Annotated in this window: 11 protein-coding genes; 5 read left to right on the top strand and 6 right to left on the bottom strand. The window is 69.1% G+C overall.

The features are described 5' to 3' along the window. Positions 1-27: 27 nt before the first annotated feature. Positions 28-453, bottom strand: a complete 426-nt coding sequence (gene dtd, locus ACFQVD_RS26190; protein ID WP_343968545.1) for a D-aminoacyl-tRNA deacylase — start codon at positions 451-453, stop codon at positions 28-30. 58 nt (positions 454-511) lie between these two features. On the opposite strand from dtd, the gene ACFQVD_RS26185 reads away from it, so the two are divergent. Beyond that, on the top strand, positions 512-1,453 hold the full coding sequence (locus ACFQVD_RS26185; RefSeq protein WP_343968543.1) for an asparaginase: 942 nt from the start codon (positions 512-514) through the stop codon (positions 1,451-1,453). A gap of 38 nt (positions 1,454-1,491) precedes the next feature. Here ACFQVD_RS26185 and ACFQVD_RS26180 read toward each other — a convergent pair whose 3' ends face one another. After that, positions 1,492-3,159 carry a DUF2207 domain-containing protein gene (locus tag ACFQVD_RS26180; protein ID WP_343968541.1) on the bottom strand — a complete coding sequence of 556 codons (1,668 nt, stop codon included), beginning with the start codon at positions 3,157-3,159 and terminating at the stop codon, positions 1,492-1,494. A gap of 134 nt (positions 3,160-3,293) precedes the next feature. Here ACFQVD_RS26180 and ACFQVD_RS26175 point away from each other — a divergent pair, with 134 nt between their 5' ends. The 4 genes from ACFQVD_RS26175 (at position 3,294) to ACFQVD_RS26160 (ending at position 7,835) form a co-directional block, all read left to right on the top strand. Further along, the gene (locus ACFQVD_RS26175) at positions 3,294-4,322 is read left to right on the top strand and encodes a neutral zinc metallopeptidase (RefSeq protein WP_343968539.1); all 1,029 of its coding nucleotides are present in this window, start codon (positions 3,294-3,296) and stop codon (positions 4,320-4,322) included. Between the two features lie 239 nt (positions 4,323-4,561). Then, a complete protein-coding gene (locus ACFQVD_RS26170; RefSeq protein ID WP_343968537.1) occupies positions 4,562-5,200 on the top strand; it encodes an SGNH/GDSL hydrolase family protein in 639 nt (212 codons plus the stop codon). A gap of 341 nt (positions 5,201-5,541) precedes the next feature. Beyond that, complete coding sequence (locus ACFQVD_RS26165; protein ID WP_343968535.1) at positions 5,542-5,868, top strand: hypothetical protein; 327 nt, start codon at positions 5,542-5,544, stop codon at positions 5,866-5,868. A gap of 554 nt (positions 5,869-6,422) precedes the next feature. Beyond that, complete coding sequence (locus tag ACFQVD_RS26160) at positions 6,423-7,835, top strand: pentapeptide repeat-containing protein (RefSeq protein WP_343968533.1); 1,413 nt, start codon at positions 6,423-6,425, stop codon at positions 7,833-7,835. A gap of 152 nt (positions 7,836-7,987) precedes the next feature. On the opposite strand, the gene ACFQVD_RS26155 is transcribed toward ACFQVD_RS26160, so the two are convergent. The 4 genes from ACFQVD_RS26155 to ACFQVD_RS26140 form a co-directional block, all read right to left on the bottom strand. Then, a complete protein-coding gene (locus tag ACFQVD_RS26155; RefSeq protein ID WP_343968531.1) occupies positions 7,988-9,628 on the bottom strand; it encodes an endo-1,4-beta-xylanase in 1,641 nt (546 codons plus the stop codon). A gap of 263 nt (positions 9,629-9,891) precedes the next feature. Further along, positions 9,892-11,454: a cellulase family glycosylhydrolase gene (locus ACFQVD_RS26150; protein WP_343968529.1), complete on the bottom strand. Its 1,563-nt coding sequence runs from the start codon at positions 11,452-11,454 to the stop codon at positions 9,892-9,894. Positions 11,455-11,570: 116 nt separating this feature from the next. Then, a complete protein-coding gene (locus ACFQVD_RS26145; protein WP_386274381.1) occupies positions 11,571-14,135 on the bottom strand; it encodes a glycoside hydrolase family 9 protein in 2,565 nt (854 codons plus the stop codon). 120 nt (positions 14,136-14,255) lie between these two features. Then, entirely contained in the window at positions 14,256-17,195 is a 2,940-nt protein-coding gene (locus ACFQVD_RS26140) for a glycoside hydrolase family 48 protein (RefSeq protein ID WP_343968525.1), read from the bottom strand. Between the last annotated feature and the right edge of the window lie 193 nt (positions 17,196-17,388).

Raw genomic sequence — 17,388 nt, 5'->3', positions numbered from 1 at the left:
CGCCGGGGAGTCCGGCCGGCCCCGGGGTCAGACGTCCAGGACCAGGGTGATCGGGCCGTCGTTGGTCAACCCGACCTTCATGTCGGCGCCGAAGACCCCGGTCTCCACGTGGGCGCCCAGCCCGCGCAGCTCCGCGCAGACCGTCTCGACCAGCGGCTCGGCGACCGGGCCCGGCGCGGCGGCCTGCCAGGTGGGGCGGCGCCCCTTGCGGGTGTCGCCGTACAGGGTGAACTGGCTGACCACCAGCAGGGGCGCGCCGATGTCGGAGCAGGACTTCTCACCGGAGAGGATCCGCAGGCCCCAGAGCTTGGCGGCGAGCCTGGCCGCCTGTTCGGGGGTGTCGGTATGGGTCACGCCGACCAGGACCAGCAGTCCCGGCTCGTCGATCGCTCCGACCGTCACGCCGTCCACCACCACTGACGCGGAACTCACCCGCTGCACGACCGCACGCATGCCTCCCATCATCCCGTGCCTCCCGACCTCCCTAGACTCTGGGCGAAAGGAGACAAAGGTGTCTGCTGAGTCATTGTTCGTCGAGGTCGTCCGCTCGGGGTTCGTGGAGTCCACCCATCGGGCGCGGATGCTCGCCGTCGCCGCCGACGGCTCCCTGGTGAGGGTGCACGGGGTGGTGGACGCGCCGGCCTCGCCGCGCTCGTCGATGAAGCCCCTGCAGGCGCTCGCCATGGTCCGCGCCGGGCTCCCCCTGGAGGGGGAGCTGCTCGCGCTGGCGTGCGCGAGCCACGCGGGTGAACCGTTCCACGTGGACGGGGTACGCGAGATCCTGGCCGGGGCCGGGCTGGACGAGAGCGCGCTGGGCTGCCCGGAGGACCTGCCCGAGCACGTCGCCTCCCGGGAGGAGGTGCTGCGCTCCGGAGGAAGCCGGGCCAGGGTCTACATGAACTGCTCGGGCAAGCACGCGGCGATGCTCGCCACCTGCGTGGTCAACGGCTGGCCGGTGGAGACCTACCTCGACCAGACCCATCCGCTGCAGCGGGCGATCCGCGCCACGGTCGAGGAGTTGACCGGCGAGCGTGTCGCGGCCGGCGGGGTGGACGGCTGCGGCGCCCCGCTGTTCTTCGTCTCGATGCTGGGTGTGACCCGGGCGTTCCGCGCACTGGTCCTGGCCGAGCCGGGCACCCCGGAGCGCCGGATCGCGGACGACTTCCGGGCCCACCCCGAATGGACGTCGGGCACCACCCGCCCCGAGGCCCGGCTGATGCGGGCGATTCCCGGGTTGATGGTCAAGATCGGCGCGGAGGCGTTCGACGCCTTCGCCTTCGACGACGGGCGTTCCGGGACCGTCAAGATCGAGGATGGTGGCCAGCGTGCCCGGGTTCCGGTCACCGTCGCGGCCCTGCGGGCGCTCGGCTTCGAGGGCCCCGAGCTCGACGAGCTGGCCACCGGGGTGCTGCTCGGCGGCGGGCGCCCGGTCGGGGAGATCCGCGTGCGGTAGTGCCCCGCGCGGCTCTCCCCGGCACCCCGCCGGCGAGGTCACAGGGAGCGGAACTGGCGGGTGGTGGAGATCGCGCCGGAGGTGGTCATGGTGAAGGTCCGCATCGAGTCGGCGAACCTGGACAGGTCCCACTCGGCCGGGCCGTGGTACCAGTACAGGTTGTCGGCCTGCCGGCCGTCGCCGGTGACCGAGGAGACCACGCGGGCCCAGCGGTCGACGCTGTCGAAGATCACGGCGTAGGGCAGGTAGCGGGAGAACAGCTCCACCCGCTGGGCCGCCGGCACGTCGTCGGAGATGTCGCCGCCGGACAGGTACTCCCTGAACCCCAGGGTGTGGGCGAGGGCTCCCGCGCCCTTGGCGGTCTTGGCCGGCATGTACTGGCCGCCCACCGCCAGGGCGGCACCGGCGATGATCAGGGCCAGGCCGAGCAGTCCGTACGTGGTGAGCCAGGCCAGCGCGAAGGTGGTGAGGACGCCGAGCACGGTGAGGAGCACGCCGAGGGTCGTCCAGCGGGTGCGGACGGTGTCGGGGCGGCGGGCGAACCAGCCCTGCCTGACCACGTCGCGGTAGAGCGCCTCGCGGACCTTGCCGAGCTTGGCGCCGAACGATCCCTGGAGTTCGGAGAGCAGCACCGTGTCGCGGCCGTCGAAGATGGCGTCGTAGAGCTCCAGTTCGTAGGCCATCAGCGCGGAGACCGGGGCGGTGGGCAGCCGTACGAGCCTCCAGTCGGGTGTCTCGTACGTCTGCCGGGGCTGCTCGTCGATCCTGAGGTAGCCCCGGACGGCCAGGTCGACGATCGTGGCGGTCACGTCGATCACGTCGGCCTGCTCGTCCATGAGGGTGCCGATCTGACCGGGGCGGACGCCGTCCGGCGGGGCGAAGTGGCCGTTCTCGACACCGTTGAGCGTCCCCGACTCGTGGCCGACCACGCGGGCGTCCCGGCCTCGCGTCCAGTAGAGGAGGGCGAGGCCGCCGAGCATCAGGAGGAGCAGGGCGGCCAGCGCGCCGCCGGTCACGGTGTTGAGGGTGAAGGCATTGGACAGCTCGAAGCGGCGCGCCAGGACCGGCGCGCCCTTGGTGGCGGTGGCGGGGTAGCCGATGACCACGGTGAGCACCTCGCCGGCGCCCAGGCCCTGCTGCCCGAACTCGGCGGCGACACCGGTGTGGTCCATGGACGCCTCGGTGCAGGCGATCGCCGAGGTCAGGGGGCCGGCGAAGCACGACAGGTGCTGCACCGCGGCCGGGCCGCTCACGGTGACCCTGGCCTGCTCGACCGGAACGGACCAGCCGCCCACGGCGTACCAGCGCAGTTCCTGGGCGTCGGCGAGCGGAGTGATGCTGCCCCTGACGTCGTACTCCAGGACGGCGCTGCCCATGCCCTTCAGGGTGATGGTGCCGCCGGTCAGGGTGGCGTCCCCCTTCAGGTCGGTGACCTGGTAGAGCCGGTCGCTGCGACTGTCGTAGCGGGTCCGGTCGACCAGGTCGCGCGACGGCGCGTCGCCTTCGAAGGTGACCTCTTCCTTGACATGAAGCACCCCGTCCTGCCGGAGCTCCATCCGCACCGTCGTACTCGTCACCTTGCCGTCCTGCGCGGCCTGGGGGGACGCGGAAACGGTCGCGAGGGCAGGGGAGGCGCCGACCAGCAGCGCGAGGATGGCCGTCGCGGCCAGGCTTCCGGCTGCTCGGTGCGAGAAAGATGCCGCCATGGGTCGGGAGCCTATCGAGAAGCACCGGGCCATGATGATCGGCCCCATCTCCATTTCTTCACACCCGTAAACCCATATGTGTATGTATCCGCTAGATTGCCGCCCGGAGATCCACTCTTTGGAGAGGCGGTCGCATGCGCCCACGGAGGTCGAACCCACTGGCCTTTGGCTTCCTGGGCATTCTCGCCCTGGTGTTCGCCGGGGTCGTGGTGATCGCGGGCCTGGCCGGTGGCGAGGAGGCCGAGAGTCCGGCCGGTCCCGGGACCGGCCCGGTGGCGACCGGGAAGGCCGTTCCCACGCAGACCGGCGAGGTCGAGATCACCCCGCCGGCCTTCACCCCGCCGCGGGAGCTGAACCTCGGCTCGCTGGGCGACACCCAGATCGTGCCGGCCGCCGCGGAGCGGAGCACGGCCGTCGACCTCCGCCACATGCGCCGTTCCGACACCGCGGCTCGGCTCAAGCGCAACCCGCTGTACGGCACCGGCCTGATGCGCCCCACCTCCTGCCGCGCTCCTCGGCCCTCGACCCGGCCCGGCGACATGCTCGCCTACCTCAACGCCGTCACCGGCTGCCTGGACCGGGCGTGGAGCGCGAAGTTCTCCCAGGCCGGAGCGGTCTTCCAGGAGCCGAGCAAGGTCTACTGGTCCCGTGCGGGGCGCGGGCCCTGCGGGGTCTATCCCAACCCCGACGCCTCCGCCTACTACTGCCCGGCCAACCGGGGCATGTACATCGGCCTGAGCCATGTGATCCAGCAGAGCGGTCAGGTCGACCCCGCCCGGAACCACGTGCCCTACCTGACCGTGCTCGCCCATGAGTACGCCCATCACGTGCAGTCCATGGCGGGCATCGGCGGGGCCTGGTGGTGGGAGGTCTCCACCAGGTCCAGGGAGGCGCAGGACGCGCACTCCCGTCGCCACGAGCTTCAGGCGCAGTGTCTCGCCGGGGCCTTCGTCAGAACCGTGCGGGTCCCGCTGGGCGTCACCGGCGCCCGCTGGCAGCAGGTGCTGCGGGCGGAGTACGGACGCGGCGACGACCAGAACGGCGCCCCCCGGCGCGACCACGGCACCGGCGAGCACTACGCCGCCTGGCTCCACCAGGGCTGGAAGTACGCCCGGATCGGCTACTGCAACACCTGGGTCGTTCCTCCCTCCCAGGTCGGCTGACCCGCTCCCGCCGAACGGGCAGGAGGCTTCCGGACCTGTGATGCCGCCGGGTCCGGCTTTTCCGCTTTCCGAGTCCGGCCACCGGCGGACATCTACAATCATGTCGGCAGTCCGACGTCCCCCGAGGTGGCATGCGCACGCCCGCACGTAGACGACCGTGGGCGTTCGCGGTCGCGTTTGTCGTAGCGATTTCCTGTCTTATTTCGGGATGTGTCCCTGAGGGCGGTACGGCCGTACCGGTGACGCTGGGTGCCGAACTCCCCGCCTCGGCCACTCCGTCACCCCCGAGCCGGGCACCGCTCGTCATGATCATCGGTGACAGTTTCACGGTCGGGTCGGGGCCGGTACGGGGATGGGACGGCTACGCGGCGCAGGTCGCCCGGCAGCTGGGCTGGCAGCTGATCACCGCGGGCGCCGCGGGAACGGGCTTCGTCAATCAGGGCAGGGTGGGCCGGACCTTCCAGCAGTCCTTCGTCAAGGAGCTCTCCTGGCGTCCGGAGCCCGACCTGCTGATCATCTCCGGCGGGCGTAACGACCGCCGGGTCGGGGCCGCCAGGATCGAGGGAGCGGCGGTCCGCCTGCTGGAGCTGGTCAGGCGGCGGTGGCCGCACACCAGGATCGTGCTGGTCGGCCCGATCTGGATGACGAGGGCTCCCCGGTGGGCCTACCGGGTGAGGGAGGCCGTCTCGACCGCGGCCGACCGGCTGGAGGTGCCCTTCCTCGACCCGTTCGAACCGCTCGGCCCGCACGGCCGGGGCTGGGGCAGGGGGGCGGTGCTGCCCGACGGGGTCCACCCCACCCTCGTGGGCCATCTGCGCCTCTCCCGCTGGATGGTCACCAGGCTGCACGAGTACGGCATCGAGCCCCGTCCTCTCTGACCCGTAGCGCCCTCCGCCCTGGCCGACGGTACGAGAAGCGGTCCGTCCGTTCCCGGCCGCGGGACCGGGATTCGCGGGTTCGGTGGCCCACCTGGTCCTCGTGGATTGCGGCCCCTCGGGGTGCATAAAGGACATTCCATCCCAAAGCGACTCATAATAGTTTAATGTCCGCCATAACTAGACAACAATAGCGTAAAAGCCTTGAATCGTTGTTTGTAGGCAGACATGGCAGGAAACTATGACAATCAGTGATGGTGCATATCTGGCCATCTCGGGAGATTTTCGGCTGATCTAGGAAATGCCGGAAATTAGGGTAACTGAACCTTTCGAGGGGAAACAAAATGCCCAAGTCCAAGAGTGTTATCGCAGGGCTCGCGATCAGTGCGGCGCTGACCGGTGGGGCTGTCGGTATGGGTGCGGCGACCACCGCCACGAGCGCCGGCGCGGCGACCACCGCGGTCACCGCCGCCGCCTTCCCGACCTGGGGCGGTGGCTGCGGGCGCGGCTGCGGCTGCGGCGGCGGCTGTGGCGGCTGGGGACGAGGCTGGGGCCGGCACGGCCACAGCCGCGTCAGGGTGATCATCAACAACCACAACAACAACGTCAACCGTCTGAACAACAGGAGCGGTGGTTCCGGCCTCCGCGGCTTCGACGACGACGATGACTAGATCTTCCGGTCGTCCAGCCGTGGTCGCGCTCTGATCGGGGCGCGATGCGGGCCGAGGTGTCCGGGACGCCCAGGACATCCGGGATGTGAGTCCACTCGCGGCCGGATCCGTGATTTCGCGCGGCTCCGGAAGCGTTGCCAAGGGATGGGATCCCGTATTCACCGGGACCGTGTTTTTCCACAGAGAAACGCCGCCCCGAACTGAGGGCGCGGAAATCCGGGAGAGATCTCTTCGGGATCCTGACTCTCAATACAGTGCGAGTTGTTGTTTCTCACAGGATTACCGGCGGCGGCGCCGTGGTCTTCGAACCGCGGTGCCGCCGCCTCGCGCTGTCCGCCCTCCCGCCGTCTTCGTTCCCCGGCCGACGGCTCAGGTGGGGAGCTCGCCCACACGCCCCTTTCGCGTCCTGATCGGGCCCGGTCAGGGGGGCGCAGTGGCTTTCAAGCGCTTTCCAACCGGGTTTCTCCAGGATCGTCTTCCGGGGTGGTGGTGAAAGGGCGGCCGCCGTGTCCGGATGACCGGGAACAGCCGGCCCGGGTGTGAGTGGAGGAAGAATGAAGACCGAGCGTCGTGTGCTCACCCGGGAGGAGCTCGAAAGGGCCGCCAGGAAGAATGCCCGGCTCGAAGATGTCGCCGCGACCGGCCTTGATCTCACGGGTGCCCGTCTGTCCCGTCTCGCGGGGGACTTCATGGACCTCTCGCGGGCGAACCTGTCCGGGGCCGACCTCTTGAGGGCTCATTTCATGGACTGCGACTTCGTCGCCGTCCGGTGTGACCGGGCGGACTTCGGCGGGGCCACGTTCTTTCAGTGTGATTTCGGGGATTCCAGCGGCGAGGGTGCCGACTTCGGCGACGCGCACGCCTCGATCACCTGGTGGGACCGGGCGAACCTTCCCCGCGCGGACTTCTCGGCGGCGTCCATCGCGCACTCTCGCTTCGCGGCGGCCGGGCTTGAGGACGCCACGTTCGACCGGGCCCACGGCGAGGAGGTGGACTTCCACGACGCCCGGCTCTCCCGTGCGTCGTTCAGGAACGCCAGGTTGCCGGACGCGGACTTTCGCGGGGCCGACCTGCGGGAGGCGGATTTCGTCTTCGCGGACCTGACGGGTTCCGATTTCACCGGCGCGGTTCTGGAGGGAGCGAAATTCGGCGGCGCCACGATCGATCGAGCGCGCTTCGACGGAGACCCGCCCGCCACCGAACCGAGGCCGCTCGTCGCCGACCATCTGACCGTCCTGGAGTGCCTGCGTGAAGGAGACGGACAGCGAGCCGTCGAGCTCTACCGCAGCCGTCCCGGAAGCTGGGTCACCTCCGCTCTCCACCATTGCGAACATCTGGACAGGGCCGCGACCGAGGTGCTTGTCCGGCATCTGCTCGGAGAGGACTCCTTGCTCGTGCTGCACAGAACCTGCCGTAACGCGGCGTACCTCATCCAGCAGGGTGTGGTGCTCGACATCGTCGGGCCGCTGTCCGCGCTGCTGGGCGGCGGTACCGCCGTGCACGCACCCGGGCCCGGAGAGGCCCGGTTCACCATGAACCCCGGCCTGGAGGCGGCGTTCGCACTCGGCTCCCTGATGTGCCGTCCGGACACCGGATCACCCGCCGAGACGTCGCTGCGCGCGGGCCTCGACGGCAAGGCGGTCGTGGTGGAGCGGTGTGCCGCCGGGTTGACACTGGGGCTCGCGTTGGAAGAGCGGTGGACCGAGATCGAGGAGCTGCTCTCGTCCGGCAGGCGGCGCGTTCAGCAAGGCGTCCTGCGGGGCCTCGAACGGCGTATCGAGGCCGCGAGGGAAAGGTCGTGGAAGCGTCGACCGTGGGGAGACGTGTATCCGGTCTTCGCGATCTTTGACGAGTTGCACAGGCATCCCGACGCCAAACTGGCCAAGTTCGCTCAGGTACGTGGACGGTCCATCCAGTCCATGCGCAGGTCGCTCACCGGTACACCCGTGAACCAGGCAGGTGTCTGAGTCGCCGGGCGGGGAGCGGCGACGGGGCCTCCGGCCGGGCGGGGACGGTGTCTCCACCGCGGCCGGAGGTCCCTTCTGGTCGGGTACGGCTAGGGGATGGTGGGAGGTGTGACCGTGCGGGGTGGTGACATATGTGTCGCACCCGTGGTGAGTTAGGAGATGGTGGGGGTGGGCGGGGTGCCGTTCCCGTTCCAGCTGCCGATGAAGCCGAAGGTGGTGGATCCGCCGGCGGGGATGGAGCCGTTCCAGGCGGCGTTGGTGAAGGTGAAGGCCGGGGGAGCGGCGGACAGGGTGGAGCTCCAGGACTGGGTGATGTTCACACCGGAGGGATAGGTGAGAACGGTCTTCCAGCCGGTGACGGCGGCGGGACAGCTCACGGTGACCTCGCCCTGGAAGCCGCCCTGCCAGGAGTTGACCGTCTTGTAGGTGGAGGTGCAGGGGCCGCCGGGCTGCCCGGCGAGGGTGGTGAAGGTCACCGCCGCGGAGGCGGCCGAGGTGTTCCCCGCCGCGTCACGGGCGACGACGGTGACGCTGTAGGCGGTCTGCGGGCTGAGGCCGGTCAGCGTGACGGAGTTGGTGGTCGACGAGCCGAGCCTGGTGGTGCCCTGGTAGACGTCGTAGCCGGTGACGGCGCGGTTGTCGGTGGAGGCGGTCCAGTTGAGGGTCGCTCCCGAGGAGGTGACGGCCGAGGCGGTCGGGGTGCCCGGCCTGGTCGGGGCCTCGGTGTCCGGGGTGGTGGTGCCACCGGCCAGCGCGTCGTGCACCGCCGTGTAGGCGGGCTTCTTGGCGTAGTTCGCGTCGTAGATCAGGGCCGCGCCCTCGCTGGGGAAGGTGTCGGGCACCCAGGAGTACTTGTCGGTGAAGCCCCAGAGCGTGATGCCCGCGCACTGGGTCACCGCCAGGCAGGCGTTGACGACGTCGCGGTAGTAGGTGGCCTGCTGGGCGTCCTTGGCCGCGTCGCGGGGCATCTGGATCCGGATGTCGATCTCGGTGAACCTGACCTGGACGCCGAGGTCGGCGAAGCGCTGGAGGTTCTGCTGGACCTGGCCGGGGAAGCCGTACTGGGTGGCCAGGTGCCCTTGGAATCCGACGCAGTCGACCGGAACGTTCTGCGCCCGCAGCGTCCGCACCAGGTTGTACATCGCGGTGCTCTTGGCGTTGACGCCCTCGACGTTGTAGTCGTTGATGCAGAGCCTGGCGTCGGGGTCGGCGGCCCGGGCGGCCCGGAAGGCATCGGCGATGTAGGTGTCGCCGAGCTTCTGGTACCAGAACGAGTTACGCATGTTGCCGTTGTCGTCGAAGACCTCGTTCACGACGTCCCAGGAGACCACCGTGGGGTTGGCGGCGTAGCGGCCGACGACCTTGGCGATGTGGTTCTGTATCGCGGAGCGCATGTCGGTGGCGCTGAGATTCTGCACCCAGTTCGGCGTCTGGTTGTGCCAGACCAGCGTGTGCCCGTGCACCTGCTGGTTGTTCTGCGTGGCGAAGTCGACGACGGCGTCCGCCCCGGTCCAGTTGAACTGGTTCTGGCTGGGTTCGGTGGTATCCCACTTCATGACGTTCTCGGCGGTGATCTGGTTGAACTCGGTCGCCGCGATGTTGCGGTAGGAGGTCTCGTTCGCCAGCGGGGAGGTGGCGACCGCGGCGCCGATGAACTTGCCGCGTGCGGCGGCGTGTTCGCGCAGGGAGGCGGAGGCGTGGGCCGGGGTGGCGGGCAGGATGGCGACGGCTGCCGTGACGAGCGGGAGCAGGGCGATCGCCCCTGCCGAGATCGCTTTGCGGAGGCTGGACATGGGGGGTCCTCTCTGAGGGTGATGGAAGATCCGGCCTAGTGATTAGAAAATTTGCGATAAACTGCCGAAACTTTCGGAAGCGGGCCGGGGGAAGGGGGCACGGCAGGTGAGCCGTGCCCCCTTGCCCGGCCGCACCGAGTCCTCGCGCGGGAGGGGTCCTCGCGCGGGAGAACTCCGGGTGAGTGGGGCCTGTGGGTGAGCTAGGGGATGGTGGGAGGTGTGACCGTGCGGGGTGGTGACGTATGTGTCGCACCCGTGGTGAGTTAGGAGATGGTGGGGGTGGGCGGGGTGCCGTTCCCGTTCCAGCTGCCGATGAAGCCGAAGGTGGTGGATCCGCCGGCGGGGATGGAGCCGTTCCAGGCGGCGTTGGTGAAGGTGAAGGCCGGGGGAGCGGCGGACAGGGTGGAGCTCCAGGACTGGGTGATGTTCACACCGGAGGGATAGGTGAGAACGGTCTTCCAGCCGGTGACGGCGGCGGTGCACTTGACGGTGACCTCGCCCTGGAAGCCGCCCTGCCAGGAGTTGACCGTCTTGTAGGTGGAGGTGCAGCCGCTCGGCGGGGCCGAGGTGGTGGTGAAGGTGACGGTGCTGGAAGCGGGGGAGGTGTTGCCGGCCGCGTCCCTGGCCACCACGTGGACGGTGTAGGAGGTCTGCGCGCTGAGCCCGGTCAGGGTGATCGAGTTCGTCGCCGAGGAACCGAGCTTGGTGGTGCCCTGGTAGACGTCGTAGCCGGTGACGGCGCGGTTGTCGGTGGAGGCGGTCCAGGTCAGCGTGGCGCCACTCCCGGTGATCGCGGAGGCGGTGGGCGTGCCCGGCTTGGTCGGCGCCTCGGTGTCGGGGGTGGTGCTCCCACCGTAGATCTTGGCCTCGACGGAGGTCTGCGCGATGCCGTTCGCGCCGTTGAAGAGCCGCTGGCCCCAGCTGGTGAGGCTGGCTGCGTTGAAGTTGGTCACCTGGTCGAGGTACTCGACGCCGCCGCCGTTGCCGCTCCACGACCAGCCGAGGTAGCCGATGCCCCTGGCCTGGGCCTGGGCCATGATCGTGTCCTCGTCGGGGTTGCCGTCCGAGTGGTCGAAACCGAACTCGCCGACGACCAGGGGCAGCCCGGCGGTCTGGAAGCTCTGCATGTAGTCGGTGACCTCGGCGGCCGTGTCGAACACGCCGTACATGTGGATGGAGAACACGGTGTTGCGCTGCGAGTCGGCGGCGAAGACGGTGGCCGCGTTGTCGCGCATGGTGAAGCTCCAGTCCTGGCCCCAGTTGGGCGCGTCGACCATGATCAGGTGCTGGAAGCCGTTGCTCCGCAGCCGGGAGATCGCGGACGAGGTGGCCTGGGTCCAGCCGGGGGTGGTCGCGTTGTTGCCGATGGGCTCGTTGCCGATGTTGAGGACCACGTAGTCCTCCTGGCCGACGATCGCGCTCTTGACGCTGATCCAGTAGTCCACGGCCTGGTCGAGGGTGTAGGCGCCGCTCTGCTCGCCGTACCCGGTGGTGTCGTGGTTCTCCAGTACGCAGATGAGCTTGTTCTGCTTGCAGAGCGAGACCACGTTCGTCACGTCGGAGACGCCGTTGGCGGTCCACCGGCCGCCGCTGAGCACCACCCGGACCGTGTTCGCGCCGAGCGACTTGATACCCGCGAACGAGGCGGTCTGGGACGGGTACCAGGTGTGCGCGTGGCTGGTGCCCCGCATGACGAACGTGTTGCCGTTCGACTCAACGATCTTCGTGCCGCTCACCCGGAGGCCGACGGCGGCGTGGGCGGGTGGGATCGAGACGAAGAACGAGAGAAGGAGCGCCGCGAGCAGCGCCAGGCTTCTGAAACGCATGACCTACCTCGGTTGGGGAGTGCCCGGCCGGGCGGAGGGGTCGTCGCGCCCGGCCGGGGCAGGGGGGCGCCGGCCGAGTGGCCCGGGGCGCCTGGACATTGGAGGGACGGGAGGTGTCAGCTCGCGGTACAGGTCACCGGAGTAGGAACGCCGTTGACGCCGCTCTGGCTCGCGGTGAAGCCGAAGGACGCCGACGCGTTCGGGGCGAGGCCGCCGTTCCAGGCCACGTTCCTGACCGACACGTCCGCCCCGGTCTGGGTGAGCGTGCCGTTCCAGAGCTGGCTGATCGTCTGGCCGTTGGGGAACTTCCAGGTCACGGTCCAGCCGGTGATCGCCGAGGCGCCCTCGTTCTTGACGGTGACCTCACCCTGGAAGGCACCCTGCCAGCTGTTGCCCACCGTGTAGGTGGCGGTGCAGCCGCCCGCCGGGGCCTGGGTGGTGGTGAACGCGGTGCTCTCGGACGCCTCGGAGGAGTTGCCCGCCGCGTCCCTGGCCACCACGGACACGGTGTACGCCGTCGCCGGGGTCAGGCCGGTGAGGGTGTACGAGGCGGCCGCGGAGGTGGCGACCTTCGTCGTGCCCCGGTAGACGTCGTAGCCGCTGACGCCGACGTTGTCCGTCGACGCGGTCCAGGTCAGCGTGGCGCCGCTGCCGGTGATCGCGGAGACGGCGGGCTTGCCGGGCCGGGACGGGGCGACGAGGTCCTCCTGCGGCGGCGGCTCGTCACCGGGGGGAGTGCCCCAGATCTTCGTGGTGCCGGAGTAGAGCGTCATGTTCTGCACCCGGACCGGGGTCGCGCCGGGGGTGGTGGCGACGCCCACGTACGACCAGTCGTTGGACGGGTCCCACGTGCCGGTGCTCGCGAGGCGGAACTGCACCTCGCGCCGGTGCTGTGACTGGCCGGCGGGAGAGATGGAGGTGCCGGAGCAGTCGATGGTGACGTAGTAGGTCTTACCGGACAGCAAGGTCGGCCCGGTCGGAGCCTTGCACTGGTTGTAGGCCGACGACACGGTGACCTGGTTCGCGGTCGTGGTGCCGTCGAGGGTGAAGTAGTAGCGGAACGAGCCATTGGTCAGCGGGCGCGCGGGCCAGGCCGACTGGTTCCTGACGATGGCCTTGATCTCGGTGAACGTCGAGCCCGAGGCGTTCACCCCGGCCTCGATGAAGATCTCCGGCCCGTCCGGGGTCTCGGCGACCGGGAAGTTCGCGGCGGGGGCCCCGCCGTACTCCCGGTAGAGCCGGGCCAGGGCGCTGGTGAAGCCGGCGTTGTAGTCGGTGGCGACCTCGTTCATCACGTAGTCGTCGCGCTTGTCGGTGTAGGCGTCGTTGGGGTCGGGCGGGCCGCCGACGAGGGCGCCGTACAGGGTGTGCCGGGTCTCGACCGGGTTGGTCATCTGGTCGGTCCACGAGCCGTGCGCGGTGCGGTGGTGCGGGTTCTTCGGCGGGTTCGCGCCGAACCCGATCACGTACGAGGAGTTGCGCGGGTTGTCGCCGAGCGCGTAGTTGATCTGCCTGACCGCGAAGTCGTGATACCTCGCCTTACGCGTCGCGTCGGAGATCGAGTCCGAATGGACCAGGGCCGCGAACGAGGTGTTGGCCGCGTAGCGCAGCGATCCCCACCGGTCGAGCACCGCCTGGCCGCCCGGTGAGTACTTCACCCGCTGGCCGTCGACCCCGACGGTCCAGTAGTCGAGCCAGCGGTTGGCGTCGTCGAGGTACTTCTGCTTGCCGGTCAGCTTGCTCAGCAGCACGTAGGCGCCGTACGACTTGTCGTCCCAGGCGATCGTCCACTTGTAGGACTTCGTGGTGGACTGCGGCTCGGTGCCGAGGTTGTCGTAGTACGACTCCGCCTTGGCCAGGTAGGAGGCGTCCTGGGTGGCCCGGTGCAGCCAGATCGCACCCCAGACCAGCTCGTCGTTGTAGCCGCTCCACGACTGGTAGTAGCCCGACGCGTCGGTGATGCAGTCGCTGTACTTCTTCCGCACGGTGTCGGCGAAAATGTAGAGCTGCTTGGCGTGCGTCACCAGCGTGTCAGCATAAGTCGGATTTGTTGGGCGGAAAACGATGGAGGACGCCGCCATCGCCGCCGCCGTCTCCCCGGCCAGGTCCGCTCCGCCGCAGGAGGCGTCGATCCTGTAAGCGGGCCGCTCCATCTGCATCGCCTCGGCGGGACCCCACCAGGCGTGGTCCTTGCCGCCGTTGCCGACCTGCCCGTACAGCACGTTCGCCGACGGGTGGGCCTTGATGAAGTAGTCGTTGACGAACTTGAGGTTGTTCAGCAGGTGGGTGAGCTGCCCTGAGGAGACGTACGCGTCGCGGTACTCCACCGCGCCCCAGGCCAGCATCGTCGCGCTGGCCGCCATCGGCAGGCCGAACTTGACGTGGTCGCCCGCGTCGTACCAGCCGCCTGTCAGGTCGAGCCCGACGTCCTGGCCGTCGGTGAGCCCGGAGTCGCCGCGCCAGCTGACGCGGTTCCAGCTCGGCAGCTTCCCCGACTGCTGGGCCTCGTAGAACCAGATGGACTTCTGCAGTGCCTCGCCGTAGGCGAAGGCGGGCGCCGCCGCCTGGGCGGCGGCCGGCACCGGCACCGCCGCCAGTGCCAGCAGCGCGAGCGCCGCCAGGGTCTTCTTCATTGGGGATCGCCTCTCGGAGGTGGTGCTCGGGGCGTGACAGCAGGTCAGGGGTGCCGTCACGCCCCGAGGTCTCGGGGGAGGTGGATCCCGGTCCCCGGTCCGGCTCAGACGAGAGCCGGACCGGGGACCGGGGTCAAGGCCGGAATCGGGATCGGGGAAGGTGCCGGATCAGGGGAAGAGCCGGCCGTACTCGGCCAGGGCGACGGCGACGTCCACCTGCGCCCAGAACCGGTGGTAGTTGAAGGACGGGGCGGGCCCGGTGCCCTTCAGGAAGGCGTCCACCTTCGGCCAGTCCGGGTCGTTCTTGTAGAAGGACCGGATGGACAGGAAGGTCGAGCTGGAGTTGATCACGTCGCCGTTGGGCATCTTGCCGCTCCAGCCCGCGGGGACGTAGACCGGGTCGTTGAGGCGGCTGTAGTCGGCCTTGGTCTCGGGGACCGAGACACCCTTGGCGTCCTGGTTGTTCTTCCACATGCCGTCGAGCAGACCCTTGGCGACGTTCTTGGCGGTGGCGTTGCCGGACTTGGCCGCGTAGTACATCAGCACCTTGGCGTAGGAGCCCGCCACGCCCACGTCCGTCGTGTAGTCCCTGATGCTCACGTGCAGCCCGCTGTTGCTGCCGGGGTTGTTCGCGTTCCAGGTGTCGGGCTGGCCGGTCCACACCAGCGTCGAGGGGATCTGGTAGGTCCCGTCGGCGTTGACGGTGGTGTTGTCGGTGGCCCACTTGACCCACTTGTCGAGGATCAGCTTGGCGTCGGCGTTGCCGGTCGCGTAGTAGAGCTCCGCGACCCGCTCCATCGTCCACGCCTGGAAGCCGAACCACTGGTTGGACGGCGGGTCGTGGTAGACCGGCTGCCAGTCGTAGGCCATGCCGTAGAAGGTGGGCAGTGTCGACGGCGGGGCCGCGTAGTGACCCTGCCAGCTGTTGGTGGCGCCACCGGCGATCGCGCCCTCGCTCGACTGGAGCCAGCGGTAGAACTCAAGCTGCCGCTTGGCGCTGATGGTCCAGTCCGCGACGGCGGTCGTGCCCTTGGGCTTGAGCACGTCCACGCTGGACAGCGCCCAGGCGGCCATCGGGTTCTGGTAACCGGAGTGGTTGTGGCTGGAGCCGATCCGCCAGGCCCAGCCGGCGGAGCTGTCGTTGGCGCCGCCCCAGGCGTAGTACCAGCTCAGCAGGTAGGAGGCACTGTCCTTGCCGGTGCCCGCCGGACACCCGGTGCTGGTGCAGCCCTGCTTCTTGAAGTACTTGTCGTACATCGCGTAGCGCAGGTAGTCGCCCATCTTCGCGGCCTTGGCGACCGTGGCCGAGACCTGCGACGCCTTGTTCTGCTCGGTGGCCCAGGTGTGCGCCCAGTAGGCCACCTGGACGGCGCGGGCGTCGGCGTCGGGGGCGTTGGTGTACTTCCACTGCTTGGCGTAGCTGCTGTCCCCGGTGAACAGGTCCAGGAAGCCGTTCGGACCGCCGTGCTTGAAGGTGTCGCAGGACGGCTGCGGGATGGTCTCGAAGACCGACTCCTCGGGACCGCGCTGGTAGGTGTTGATGTACGCGGGCCTGGTGGTGCCGTCCCCGCAGCGGCCGAAGCCGTAGGTGTTGTCCACGTCCAGCAGCCAGTGCATGCCGTAGACGTCGCTGGTGTTGTAGGCGGTCTTCAGCTCGCCTGCGATCGGGTCGACGCCGACGCTCACGCTGTTGTCCAGCTTGGACGGGTACTGCTTGATGTCGTCCCACTCGCCGGCGTACGTGGCGGGCTTGGACGGGTTGTAGAAGGAGTTGGTCGGCTGGTCGGCGGTGGCCGGGATGATGTACTTCTCCATCGAGGCCCAGGCCGCGTTGAACCTGGTCCAGTCGCCGCTCACCTTGCCGTAGGCCGCCTCCAGCCACAGGTAGTAGCTGTAGGCCTCGGAGGTGGTCTCGTGCCCGTGGTCCGGGGCCTCGACCATGAAGGTCTCGACCGAGTGATAGGGCACACCCTCCGGGGAGAAGTAGCCGTTCGCCGGGTCCTTGAGCTTGTTGTACATCGCGATGAAGCGCTTGACGTACTCGTTGTCGCCGCCGGTGACGTCGTTGTCCACCTCGGTGGCGGTCACCTTGGCCGAGGTGTGGCCGGAGGCGGTCGAGGTGAACTCCGCGCTGCCGGAGGTCTGGTCGGCGTCCTCGGCGGCCGCGATCCGCACCGTCTGGGCCGTGTTCCAGTTGGCGGTGGTGAAGGTCAGCGACGCGCCGGAGGAGACGGTCAGGTCGGTGTCACCGCTCGTCCTGGCGGTCGTCACGGTGACGTTCGAGGTCGGGGCCTTGGAGAGCTTGACCGAGAAGTCGGCGGTGCCGCCCTCCGGGACGGCGATGGTGGACGGGGTGGCGAGCACCGCGGCGGCGGAGTCGGCGGTGACGGTGATCCCCACCGGGGTGGAGGTGGTGACCGCCCCCGCGTTGTCGGTCGCCCTCGCGGTGAGCGAGTAGCTTCCGGCGGCGACGTTCGTCCAGTTGAAGGCGTACGGCGCGGTGGTGTCGGTGCTCAGCACCGTGCTGCCGTTGAGGAACTCGACCTTGGAGACGGTGCCGTCGCTGTCGGCCGCGTCGGCGGTGATCGGGACCGTCGCGGGTGCGGCGAAGGTGGCCCCGGCCGCCGGAGCGGTGATCTTCACCGTGGGCGGCTGGTTGACGGGGGTGGTCCCGCCGCAGGCCACGCCGTTGACCGTGAAGGAGGTCGGCTTGGGGTTGGTACCGGACCAGCTGCCGTTGAAGCCGATGCTGGTCGAGGCGCCGGTGGCCAGATTGCCGTTCCAGTCCAGGTTCTTGGCGGTGACGGCCTGGCCGCTCTGCGCCCAGGTGGCGCTCCAGCCCTGGGTGACCTTCTGGGTGGTCGTCGGGAAGTTGAACCCGAGGGTCCAGCCGGTCAGCGGGTCACCGAGGTTCTTGACGGTCACGCTCGCGGTGAAGCCGCCCTGCCAGTCGTTGGTCGTGTAGGTCACGTCGCAGGCGACTGCGGCGAGCGCGGGCGAGGCTGCCAGCGCGGTGGTCGTCCCGGCCGCCAGGCTGAGCAGCGCCAGCGCGGCGACTCGTCTCCGGAAGCGTGGGAGCGCTCCCGCTTTGATGGGATATCGATGCATGAAGTGGGCCTCCGGGGGTGAGATCAGCACGAATTTGCTGGTAGTGGCCTCGCGCAGGATCAAGCAAGGGAGAGAGGGGGTGGGAGCGCTCCCATAAGGGATTCTGGGGACAGTCCCGGGGATGTCAATGGCATGTGTCCTCGGTTACGTCGATGTTTCACGGGTCATGCCGCCTGGCTGCTACGATCCGCGC

The organism is Streptosporangium amethystogenes subsp. fukuiense, from assembly GCF_042665875.1.
GTDB classification, from domain to species: domain Bacteria; phylum Actinomycetota; class Actinomycetes; order Streptosporangiales; family Streptosporangiaceae; genus Streptosporangium; species Streptosporangium fukuiense.
Note: the sequence above shows the minus strand (reverse complement) of the source record. Positions and strands in the feature narration are given on the sequence as shown.

Coding starts and splice junctions, on each gene's coding strand:
- ACFQVD_RS26140 (WP_343968525.1), bottom strand. CDS start 17,195: ATGCATCGATATCCCATCAAAGCGGGAGCGCTCCCACGCTTCCGGAGA.
- ACFQVD_RS26155 (WP_343968531.1), bottom strand. CDS start 9,628: ATGTCCAGCCTCCGCAAAGCGATCTCGGCAGGGGCGATCGCCCTGCTC.
- ACFQVD_RS26175 (WP_343968539.1), top strand. CDS start 3,294: ATGCGCCCACGGAGGTCGAACCCACTGGCCTTTGGCTTCCTGGGCATT.
- dtd (WP_343968545.1), bottom strand. CDS start 453: ATGCGTGCGGTCGTGCAGCGGGTGAGTTCCGCGTCAGTGGTGGTGGAC.
- ACFQVD_RS26150 (WP_343968529.1), bottom strand. CDS start 11,454: ATGCGTTTCAGAAGCCTGGCGCTGCTCGCGGCGCTCCTTCTCTCGTTC.
- ACFQVD_RS26180 (WP_343968541.1), bottom strand. CDS start 3,159: ATGGCGGCATCTTTCTCGCACCGAGCAGCCGGAAGCCTGGCCGCGACG.
- ACFQVD_RS26165 (WP_343968535.1), top strand. CDS start 5,542: ATGCCCAAGTCCAAGAGTGTTATCGCAGGGCTCGCGATCAGTGCGGCG.
- ACFQVD_RS26160 (WP_343968533.1), top strand. CDS start 6,423: ATGAAGACCGAGCGTCGTGTGCTCACCCGGGAGGAGCTCGAAAGGGCC.